The organism is Streptomyces sp. NBC_00597 (assembly GCF_041431095.1).
Classification (GTDB): Bacteria; Actinomycetota; Actinomycetes; order Streptomycetales; family Streptomycetaceae; genus Streptomyces.
This window is the reverse complement of record NZ_CP107757.1, coordinates 5,932,428-5,943,495: the sequence shown is the minus strand read 5'-3', so window position 1 is coordinate 5,943,495 and position 11,068 is coordinate 5,932,428. Positions and strand designations below refer to the sequence as shown.

The 11,068-nt window shown below is 74.9% G+C and carries 5 protein-coding genes; 1 reads left to right on the top strand and 4 read right to left on the bottom strand.

The window, feature by feature from the left end:
* Positions 1-113: 113 nt before the first annotated feature.
* The gene (locus OG974_RS27145; RefSeq protein ID WP_054223160.1) at positions 114-374 is read left to right on the top strand and encodes a mycoredoxin; all 261 of its coding nucleotides are present in this window, start codon (positions 114-116) and stop codon (positions 372-374) included.
* Between the two features lie 129 nt (positions 375-503).
* Here the strand turns inward: OG974_RS27145 and nudC are convergent, their stop codons facing one another.
* From nudC to OG974_RS27125, 4 genes are all read right to left on the bottom strand, one after another.
* Entirely contained in the window at positions 504-1,445 is a 942-nt protein-coding gene (nudC, locus tag OG974_RS27140; protein ID WP_328763595.1) for an NAD(+) diphosphatase, read from the bottom strand.
* A 118-nt stretch (positions 1,446-1,563) separates the two neighbouring features.
* Positions 1,564-2,970, bottom strand: coding sequence for a dipeptidase (locus tag OG974_RS27135; RefSeq protein WP_327285298.1), 1,407 nt, complete (start codon positions 2,968-2,970; stop codon positions 1,564-1,566).
* Positions 2,971-2,980: 10 nt separating this feature from the next.
* Positions 2,981-7,093 carry a UvrD-helicase domain-containing protein gene (locus OG974_RS27130; RefSeq protein ID WP_371644718.1) on the bottom strand — a complete coding sequence of 1,371 codons (4,113 nt, stop codon included), beginning with the start codon at positions 7,091-7,093 and terminating at the stop codon, positions 2,981-2,983.
* A gap of 186 nt (positions 7,094-7,279) precedes the next feature.
* Positions 7,280-10,924, bottom strand: a complete 3,645-nt coding sequence (locus OG974_RS27125) for an ATP-dependent helicase (protein ID WP_371646925.1) — start codon at positions 10,922-10,924, stop codon at positions 7,280-7,282.
* Between the last annotated feature and the right edge of the window lie 144 nt (positions 10,925-11,068).

Below are 11,068 nucleotides of genomic sequence, written 5' to 3'. Positions count from 1 at the left end.
TGACGCACTTGACGTACTTGACGTACCGGGGGCACCGCGGCTGCGGGAATGGCCCCGCGGTCCCGTACGTTCGAGTACTCGGACCACCCAGACCCCACAGAGGAGACCGCAGCATGCAGGACACGGGTTCCGTCACGATGTACAGCACGACCTGGTGCGGCTACTGCCGTCGGCTGAAGACCCAGCTGGACCGGGAAGGCATCGCGTACAACGAGATCAACATCGAGCTGGACCCCGAGTCCGCGGCGTTCGTCGAGAAGGCGAACGGCGGCAACCAGACCGTTCCGACCGTCCTCGTGGTGTCCCCGGCCGGGGCCGAGTCGGTCATGACGAACCCGAGCCTGGCCCAGGTCAAGCAGGCCCTCGCCGTCTGACGGCCGGGGCGGCACGCGGCGAGGTGGCCGGGTGCGCATCGACGTCACGCAGCGACGTGACGCAGCGACGTGACGCAGCGAACAGAAGGGCCCCCGCCGCGGCGGGGGCCTTCTGCCGTGTGGCGGGCCTTACGCGAGCGGACGCGGCAGCGGCTCCCCGTACCAGCGCTCGACCAGCCGCGCCGCGATGGAGATCCCCGACGGGGGCACCATCTCGCCGCTCTCGAACGCGGCACGCAGCTCCTCGCGGGAGAACCAGCGGGCCTCCTGGATCTCCTCGCCGTCGACCGTGATCTCGGTGGTGGTGGCGCGCGCCGTGAAGCCCAGCATCAGGCTGTACGGGAACGGCCAGGGCTGGCTGGCGACGTACTCGACCTCGCCGACCTTGATGCCCGCCTCCTCCCACACCTCGCGGACGACCGACTGCTCGATCGACTCGCCCGGCTCCACGAACCCGGCCAACGTCGAGAAGCGCCCCTCCGGCCAGTGCACCTGGCGGCCCAGCAGCGCGCGGTCGTGCTCGTCGGTGACCAACATGATCACCGCGGGGTCGGTGCGCGGGTAGTGCTCGGCTCCGCAGCCGGGGCAGCGGCGGATGTGCCCGGCGGCCGCGACCACCGTGCGCTCGCCGCAGCGCGAGCAGAAGCGGTGCATCCGCTGCCAGTTCTCCAGGGCCACCGCGTGCACCATCAGCCCGGCGTCGCGCGGGCCCAGCAGCAGCCCGGCCTCGCGCAGGCCGGCCGGGCGGGCCGACTGGTCCATCCGGCCCGGCAACGAGTCCTTCTGGAGCGCGAAGTACCGTACGCCGTCGTCGTCGGTGCCCAGGAAGTAGCGGTGCGTCTCGGTGACCGGGGCCTCGAAGGCCGGGGTCATCACGATCCCGGTCTCCCCGTCGGGGGTGTCGTCGATCAGGACCTGACCGCCGGAGACCACGAAGACGCGCGTCGTCGGGTGGCTCCAGGCGGCCGCGAGCCAGGCCTCGTCGAGGCGGTGGTGCGCGGCGCGGTCGATCCCGCTGGGCGCGGCGAGCGAGATCGGGTGCTCGGTATGGGTGCTCACAGGTACTTCCAACTCCCCCGGTGGTGGGACAGGCAGGCTCAGTGACTCGTGACGGGTGACTCGTGGCTGGGTGACGTAGTGGGGTCACCCGGGGTGACGCGGTGGGGTTAGACGGGGTGACGCGGTGGGGTTAGACGGGGTGCCCGTGGCCGGCGGCCAGGTCGCCCCACAGGTAGGCGGCCGTCTCGACGCCCTTCATGAGCAGGTCCAGCTCGACCTTCTCGTTCGGCGAGTGCCAGCCGTCGGACGGCACGGAGATGCCGAGGAACAGCACGGGCGCGTCCAGTACGTCCTGGAGGTCCGCCGCGGGTCCGGAGCCGCCCTCGCGGGTGAAGCGGACCTTCTCGCCGAACGCCCGGCCCATGGCCCGCACGACGGACTGGAGCGCCGGGTGGTCCAGCGGCGTCAGGCAGGGCCTGGTGGGCGCGCCGAAGACGATGGAATGGCGGATCCCTTCCGGGATGCGGGCCGCGACCCAGTCCCTGACCGCCGCCTCCACCTCGTACGGGTCCTGCCCGGACACCAGCCGGAAGGAGAGCTTCAGGTGGGCGGAGGCGGGCACGATGGTCTTGCCGCCGGGGCCCTGGTAGCCGCCGCCGATGCCGTTGACCTCGGCCGTCGGGCGGGCCCAGACCCGCTCCAGGGTGGAGTAGCCCTTCTCTCCCGCGGCGGCGTGCGACCTCGCCGTGCGCAGCCACTCGGACTCGTCGAACGGCAGCTCGGCGATCAGCGCCCGCTCCTCGTCCGTGAGCTCGGCGATGTTGTCGTAGAAGCCGGGGATCGTGACCCGCTCGTCGGCGTCGTGCAGCGCCGCGACCAGGCGGGCGGCGACGGTGGCCGGATTGGGCACGGCCCCGCCGAAGGCGCCCGAGTGGATGTCCTGGTCGGGCCCGTGCAGGTCGATCTCGCAGTCGGCGACGCCGCGCATGCCGGTGCAGACGGTGGGCGTGGTCTCTGACCACATGCCGGTGTCGGAGACGATCACGATGTCGGTGGCGAGGCGCTCCGCCTCCCGCTCGACCAGGGCACGGAAGTGCGGGGAGCCCGACTCCTCCTCGCCCTCGATGAGCAGCTTCAGGTGCACGGCGGGCGCCTCTGCGCCGGTCGCGGCCAGGTGGGCCCGTACGCCGAGGGTGTGGAAGAAGACCTGCCCCTTGTCGTCGGCGGCGCCGCGCGCGTACATCCGGCCGTCCTTGACGACCGGCTCGAACGGGTCGGTGTGCCAGCCGTCGGCGACGGCGGCGGGCTGCACGTCGTGGTGCCCGTAGACGAGGACGGTCCGGGCGTCCGGATCCGCGCTCGGCCACTCGGCGAAGACGGCGGGCGCGCCGGGGGTCTCCCAGACCTCCGTGACCGGGAAGCCGGTCTCCTTGAGCTTCGCGGCGAGCCACTCGGCGCTGCGACGTACGTCGTCCGCGTGCTCGGGCTGGGCCGAGACGGAGGGGATGCGCAGCCACTCGGCGAGGTCGTCGAGGAAAGTCGCGCGGTGCGCGTCGATGTACGTGCGGACGACGCTGTCCGCCGGGGTTTCGCTCATGCCTACGAGCCTAACTGTCGGGTTGCGGGCCACTGTCCGTGTCCGATTTGCCTTGGAGGATCCGCTCAAGGCGCGCCCGGTCGGGGAGGTTCCGGGGCCGGATCACGCGGCCGCTGCGGACGTGGAGGAAGGCGGCGGTGACCCCGTCGAGGGGCGTGCCGGTGGCTTCCGCCCAAGCCAGGCGGTAGACGGCGAGCTGGAGCGGATCGGCCTCGGTGGTGCGGCCGGTCTTCCAGTCGACGATCTCGTACGAGCCGTCGGGGTTGCGGTACACCGCGTCGATCCGGCCACGGACGACCCGGCCGGCGAGCGTGAGCTGGACCGGGACCTCCATGCGGTGGGGCGTGCGCTCGGCGTACTCGCTGCGCTCGAAGGCGGCCTTGAGGGAGTCGAGGTCGGCCTCGTCGGCAATCTCCTGGTCTGAGCCGGGCAGCTCGGTGGCCGGGTCGAGGACGTCGAGGAGCGGCAGGGGGAGCTCGTCGAAGCGGGACTCGACCCAGGCGTGGAAACGGGTGCCCTGGCGGGCGGCGGGCTGCGGGGGCTTGGGCATGGGGCGGGCGAGGTCGCGTGCGAAGCCCTGCGCGTCCGCGGCGAGGCGCATGAGCTGGCTGGCGGAGAGCGCGGCCGGGAGCTCGACGTCGCGCACGGCGGCGCGGGCGCGACGGAGCTCGCCCTCCAGGGCGTCGAGGTCCCGGTCCCAGGAGGCGACGGCCCGTGCCTCTTCGGGGGTGAGGGCGGTGTGGCCCGTACGGGCGGTGCGGGGCCGGTCGCCGGGCGGCGTACCGGGGCGGTACGGGCCGGTGCCGTCCGCGCCGGCGGCTGCGCCTGCGCCTGCGTACGGGTCGGTGCCCCCGGGCGGCGGGGTCGAACCGGGCGCGGGCCCTCCGGCCCGGGGCGCGTCGGACCAGGGCCCGTCGGACCAGGGCTCGTCGGCCCGGGGCCCGTCGGACCGGGGCTCGTCGGACCGGGGCTCGTCGGACCGAGGGGCGTCGGACCGGGGGTGGCCGGACCGAGGGGCGTCGGACCGGGGGTGGCCCGGCCGGGGGTGGTCAGCCCGGGGGTTGTCGGACCAGGGCTCGTCGATCCGAGGGTCGTCGAACCCGGGCCCTTCGGACCAGGGGTCGTCGGCGGGCCACGGGACGTTGCCGGGTGGAAGCCCTTCCCCTACCCCGCCCCTTCCCGAAACCGGGGCTCCGCCCCGGACCCCGGGTACGGCTGCGCCGTCGTCCGGGGTCGGGCCTGCGGCCCCGGACCCTTCGCCGGGCGGCGCGCCGGCCCCGGTGCGGGGGTGCGGGACGGATGCCGCGTCGGCCCCCGCGGGTACGGCCCAGGCCTCGTCCGCCGTCCACAGGTCGCCGCCGTCCGGTGCTCCGACGCGCGGGTGCGGCACGGCCGCGCCGGTGGCCTCGTCCGGGGCCCACAGGTCGTCCGCGGCCGGCGCGGCGGTCCGCTCGCGGGGCACGGCTGCGCCGGTGGGGTCGTCCGGGGCCCAGAGGTCGTCCGCGGCCGGCCGGGGCTCCTCGCAGTCCGGGGGCCAGAGGTAGGGGTCCGGGGCGGGGTCCGGGTCCGGCGCGGGGGTGGCCAGGTGGGACTCGACCAGGGCCGCCGCCGCACGGCGCAGGGCCAGCGAGTCCGGGTCCAGGGGCAGGGGCCAGGACCGGTCCGGGGTGGACTCCGTGGCGAGCGACGGGTTCTCCGTGTCCGGGGCCGGTTCCTGCGCCCAGGCTTCGATCTCGCCGTGGCCCGCCGCGCAGTGGTCGTACAGGGAGGTCAGGAACGCCGAGGGGCCGCGCCGCTTCTTCTGGGTCGGGCCCCACCAGTGCGCGGAGGCCAGCAGCAGCGAGCGGGGCCGGGTGAACGTGACGTAGCCGAGGCGGAGCTCTTCCACCGCCTTGTGCTCCTTCAGGGCGGCCTTGAAGGACTTCAGCCCCGCCGAGGTCAACGCCGGATCGCCGGGAAGGGTCGCCGCGTCGCCGCGCAGCGCGTACGGCAGGACCTTGGCGTACGAAGTCCACGGCTCCGGGGCCTTCTCCTTGGGGAACGAGCCCGCGCACAGGTCCGGGACCACCACCACGTCCCACTCCAGGCCCTTGGACTTGTGGGCGGTGAGCACCTTCACCGTGTTCTCCCCGCCGGGCAGGGCGTGGTCCAGGCCCTTCTCGTACTGGACCGCCGTGCGCAGGAAGCCGAGGAAGGCCAACAGGGAGGCCTCGCCGTCGAGGGACGCGAAGCCGGCCGCGACGTCCATGAAGCCGGACAGCGATTCGCGGCGCCGGGCCGCCAGCGCGTGCGGCGAAGCCGACAGTTCCACGTCCAGGCCGGTCACGGCCAGCACCCGGTGCAGTACGTCCATCAGCGGGTCGGCGAGCGAACGCCGCAGGTCGCGCAGCTCCTGGGCGAGGTGCGCGAAGCGGACCCTGGCAGCCGCGGAGAACGGCAGGTCGTCCGCGGCCGCGCCCTGCCCGGCGCCGCCGCCCCCGCCTACGCCGCCACTGCCGCTGCCGCTGCCGTCCAGGAACGTCTCCAACGCATCCGCCAGCGAGACGACCTCCGCCGGGTCCACGCCCTCCACCGCCGCGGCGAGCCTCTCGTCCGGGTCCACCTCGCCCGGCGCGCGGCCGATCAGCTGCCGCGCCCGGCGGCCCAGCAGGGCCAGGTCACGGGCGCCGATCCGCCAGCGCGGGCCGATGAGGAGCCGGACGAGGGAGGCGTTGGCGCCCGGGTCCTGGAGCACCTCGCACACCGCGACCAGGTCCGCGACCTCCGGGAGGTGCAGCAGGCCCGACAGGCCGACGACCTCCACCGGCACGTCCCGGGCCACCAGCACGGCCTGGATCTGCGCGAAGTCCCGCGCGGACCGGCACAGCACCGCGATCTCGCGCGGCTCCGTCCCCGTACGGACCAGGTGCGCGACCGAGTCCGCGAGCCACTCCAGCTCCTCGGCGTGCGTGTTCAGCAGGGCGCAGCGGACGGTGCCGGCCTGCTCCTCCCCCGGCGCCGCGCGCAGCGCTTCGACACCCTCGTGCATGGACCTGAGCGGGGCCGCCAGCCCGTTGGCCAGGTCGAGGAGGCGCCCGCCGCTGCGCCGGTTCTCACTGAGCGAGAAGCGGGTGGCGGGGCTGCCGTCGGCGTGCGAGAAGTGCTCGGGGAAGTCGTCGAGGTTGGCCACGGACGCACCGCGCCAGCCGTAGATCGCCTGGCAGGGGTCGCCGACGGCGGTCACGGCGTGCCCGGCGCCCCCGCCGAACAGCCCGGACAGCAGTAGCCGCTGGGCGACGGAGGTGTCCTGGTACTCGTCGAGCAGGACCACCCTGAACTCCTCGCGCAACAGCGTCCCCACCTCGGGGCGGGTGGTGGCGAGCTGCGCGGAGAGGGCTATCTGGTCGCTGAAGTCGAGCAGGTCGCGGGAGCGTTTGGCGGCGCGGTAGCGCTCGGTCAGCTCCAGCAGTTCGAGGCGGCCGCGCACGGCCTCCGGGATCTTGCGCAGGTCGTCGTTGCTGAGCTTGGTGGTGGCGAGGGTGTCGAGGAGCTCCGTGTCGTACCGGCGCAGCTGCGCCGGGGTGACCAGGTGCTCCGAGAGCTCCCCGTCGAGCGCGAGCAGGTCGCTGACCAGGTCGGGGACGGATTTGGTGAGCGCCGGGTACGGTCCGGGGGCCTCGCGCAGCACGCGCGCGGCGAGCTGGAAGCGGGTGGCGTCGGCGAGCAGCCGGGCGCTGGGCTCCAGGCCGATGCGCAGGCCGTGGTCCTTCAGGAGCTGGCCGGCGAACGCGTGGTAGGTGGAGATGCGGGGCTCGCCGCCGGCCGCGTCGGCCTCGGCCGGGGAAGGGTCCGGGTCGCTGATGCCGGCCCGCGCGAGGGCCTTGCGCACGCGCTCGGCGAGTTCGGCGGCGGCCTTGTTGGTGAAGGTGAGGCCGAGGACCTGCTCGGGCGCGACCGCTCCGGTGCCGACCAGCCAGACCACGCGGGCCGCCATGACCGTGGTCTTGCCGGAGCCGGCGCCGGCCACGATGACCTGCGGGGCGGCCGGGGCGGTGATGCAGGCCAGCTGTTCGGGCGTGAAAGGGATGCCGAGGAGCTCCTTGAGCTGCTCGGGGTCGGTGAGGACGGACGGACGCGCGGACACGTAAAGAGGCTAGCCCGAGCCACGGACACTCCCGGCCGCCGTCTCATCCGTCGGTCGGACACCAGTCAGCCGCCGGACACCGGTCAGCCGCAGGCCGCTGGTCAGCCGCCAGCCGCCAGCCGACGGCCAACGGCCAACGGCCAACGGCCAACGGCCAACCAACCGTCACCGGTCACCGGTCACCGGTCACTCGACGGTCTGGCGGCCCTCGGGGCGGGCGGTGCACGAGCTGCGGAAGGAGCAGTGGTCGCAGTGCCGGCCGGCGGCGGGCGCGAAGCGCTCGTCCAGGACCCGGCCGGCGGCGGTGGCGAGCAGGTCCCCGACCCATTCGCCGTCGAGCGGCTGCTGCGCCTGGATCTTGGGCACCGCGTCACCGCCGTCCCGCACGGCGGCGCCCTGGCGCAGGTGCACCAGTTCGGCGCCGCCCGCGTCGGGGCGCACCCCGTCGAAGACCTCGTCGACGGCGCCTTCGCGCACGGCGAGCTGGTACACGGCGAGCTGGGGATGCCGCGCGACCTCGTCCTTCGTGGGCGCGGCCTTGCCGGTCTTGAAGTCGACGACGTACGCACGCCCCTGGGGGTCCGATTCGACCCTGTCCATGGAACCCCGGATCCGAACGGCGTAGTCACCCGCTTCGAGCGTGACGTCGAACGAGTGCTCCGTGGCGACGGCCGCCCGGCCCCCGCGGTCGGTGGTGTGCCAGCGCAGGTAGCGCTCCAGGGCGGCGCGGGCGTTGTCCTTCTCCTGGCGGGACTTCCAGGGGGCGTCGAAGGCGAGGGCGTCCCAGACGGAGTCGAGGCGTTCCATCAGGACGGCCAGGTCGGCGGGGGTGCGGCCGGAGGCGACCTCGTCGGCGAGGACGTGGACGACGTTGCCGAAGCCCTGGGCTGCGGTGGAGGGGGCGTCGGCCTTGACCTCGCGGCCCAGGAACCACTGGAGGGAGCAGGTGTTGGCGAGCTGGTCCAGGGCGCTGCCGGAGAGGGCGACGGGCCGGTCCCGGTCGCGCAGCGGGACCGTGGAGGCGGTGGGCTCGTACAGCCCCCACCAGCGCTGCGGGTGCGCGGCGGGAACCAGCGGACGGTCGTCCTCGTCGGTGAGCGCGGCGAGGCGGGCGAGCCGGCGGGCGGCGGCCTCGCGGAGTGCGGGCGAGGCGTCGGGGTCGACGGTGGTGGCGCGCAGCTCGGCGACGAGCGCGGGGACGGCGAGGGGGCGGCGGGGCCGGCCGGCGACGTCCTTCGGGCTGACGCCGAGCTCGGTCAGGAAGCGCGAGGGCTGGTCGCCGTCCTCGGCGGGGGCCTTGACGGCGGTGACGACGAGGCGGTCGCGGGCGCGGGTGGCGGCGACGTAGAAGAGGCGGCGTTCCTCGGCGAGGAGCGCGCCGGGGGTGAGGGGCTCGGCGAGGCCGTCGCGGCCGATGCGGTCGGCTTCGAGGAGGGAGCCGCGGCGGCGCAGGTCGGGCCAGAGCCCCTCCTGTACGCCGGCCACGACGACGAGGGACCACTCCAGGCCCTTGGAACGGTGGGCGGTCATGAGGCGGACGGCCTCGGAGCGGGTGGCGCGGGTGGTGAGGGTGTCGGCGGCGATGTCCTCGGCTTCGAGCTGTTCGAGGAAGTTGAGCGCGCCGCGGCCGCCGGTGCGCTCCTCGGCGCGGGCGGCGGTGTCGAAGAGCGCGCAGACGGCGTCGAGGTCACGGTCGGCGTTGCGGCCGCCGGCGCCGCCGCGGCGTGCCTGGCGCTCCAGCCGGTCGGGCCAGGAGGTCCCGTCCCACAGGGTCCACAGGGCCTCTTCGGCGGTGCCGCCGCCCTGGAGGAGCTCCCGGGCCTTGCGCAGGAGCAGTCCGAGGCGCTGGGCTCCGCGGGCGTACGCGGGATCGTGGGCGACGAGCCGTTCGGGCTCGGCTAGGGCGCGCGCGAGCAGCACGTCGGACGGTGCCGGCACCTTGATGCCGGCTGCCCGCTCCTCGTCGCGCAGGGCGCGGCCGAGCCGGCGGAGGTCGGCGGCGTCCATCCCGCCGAGCGGCGACCCGAGCAGCACCAGGGCCGCCTCGACCCCGACCCACCCCGCGTCGACGCCGTCGCCTGCGGCGGTCGCGGCCTCGTCGGAGCCGTCCACCGGCCCGTCGGCCAAGACGGACCCGGTGGCGTCGCCGGCGGCGGGAACGGCATCTGCGTGCGCGGCGCCCCCGTGCGCGGCGTCTGCGGCGGGCCCGGGGGCGACTGCGGCGGCGGGCTCGGCGAGGTCGGGCGAAGCCCCCGGCAGCGGACCGGTCCCCTCGGAACCGACATCTGCCGGCAGGCCGGACTCGGCGGCGGAGGTCCCCCGGCCAGACACCCCGGAATCGTGAGCGGTCTCGCCCGTCTCGCCCGTCTCGACGCCTCCGGCGTCCGGCGCCGGGCCGTCGGCGGAACCGCCGACCTGCGGCTGCCCGAGCAGGCCGGAGTCATCGCCTGCGGCGGTCCGGGGGGTGGTGGCGGCGTCCTCGACCGCAGGCAGGGGGGTGGCGGCGACGCGGAGGGCCGTGAGGAGGGGGGCTATCGCCGGTTCGTGGCGGAGGGGGGTGTCCGTGCCGTCCGTCTCCGCAGGGACTCCCGCCGAGATCAGTGCGCGGCGCATCGCGGGGAGGGTGCGGCCGCCGGAGCGGACCAGGACGGCCATGTCCTGCCACGGCACGCCGTCCTCCAGGTGCGCCCGGCGCAGGACGTCGGCGATGTTGTCGAGCTCGGCGCCCGCCGTCGGGTACGTGAACACCTCGACCCGGCCACCCTCCCGCGTCGGCTCCAGGCCGCGGTGCGCGCGGACCGCCACTGCGGGGAGACGCGGGACGGGCATGCGCGAGGTCAGGAGGCGGGTCGCCGCGAGGAGGTTCGCGCCGGAGCGGCGGCCCACCGTCAGGGCGTGGACCGCCGCGCCCGGGAAGGAGGCTTCGAAGTCCAGGATGTTGTTGATGTCGGCGCCGCGGAACGCGTAGATCGACTGGTCCGGGTCGCCGAACGCGACGAGCGTGCCCGCCGGCCCGGCCAGGGCCCGCAGCAGCCGCAGCTGGGAGGCGTCCGTGTCCTGGTACTCGTCCACGTAGATCACGTCGTAGGCCAAGGCGAGCGACGGAGTGCGTTCCGCGAGCAGGACCGCCCGGTGCAGGAGCTCCGCGTAGTCCAGCGTGCCCTGCATGTCCAGGACGTCCAGGTATTCGGAGAGGAACGCGGCCGCCGCCTTCCAGTCCGGGCGGCCCAGCCGGGTCGCGAACGCGTCGAGCGCCGACGGGCCGAGGCCCAGCTCGCGGGCGCGGGCGAGGACGGCGCGGACCTCGTCGGCGAAGCCGCGCGTGGTCAGGGCGGCCCGCAGGTCGTCGGGCCAGCGGATGGACCGGATCTGCCGCTGTCCCTCCAGCAGGGTGCGGACCGTCACGTCCTGCTCCGGGCCAGACAGCAGCCGCAGCGGATCCGCGAACAGGTCGGTGTCCTGGTGGGCGCGGACCAGTCCGTAACAGAAGGAGTGGAACGTGGTCGCCTGCGGGGCGCGCGCCCCGCCGAGCCGCAGGGCGGCCCGGTCGCGCAGCTCCACCGCCGCCTTGCGGCTGAAGGTGAGGATCAGGATCCGGGCGGGGTCCACCCCGGCCTCGACGCGGGCCGCGGCCGCCTCGACCAGCGTGGTCGTCTTCCCGGTGCCCGGCCCGGCCAGGACGAGAAGCGGTCCGCCTGCGTGATCAACCACCGCCTGCTGTGCTGCGTCCAGAACAGGGGGATCCACCCGCTGCGGCCCACTGCGCACGAGGCGGTACGCGTCAGGGGTCCGCGTACGCCGCCGCTCGGAGCGGTCGGATGGAGAGGTGATCACGTGGGGTGCCGGTCCTGGTGGGTCTGCGGTTGCTGCGGCCGAAGAGGCAACGCTACGGCAACCGGCGGGTGCCGCGCAGTTCCCCGAGGTGGGGCCCGGGAAGCCGCCGGGGCCCTCGCCGGTCACCGCTCCCACCCCCGT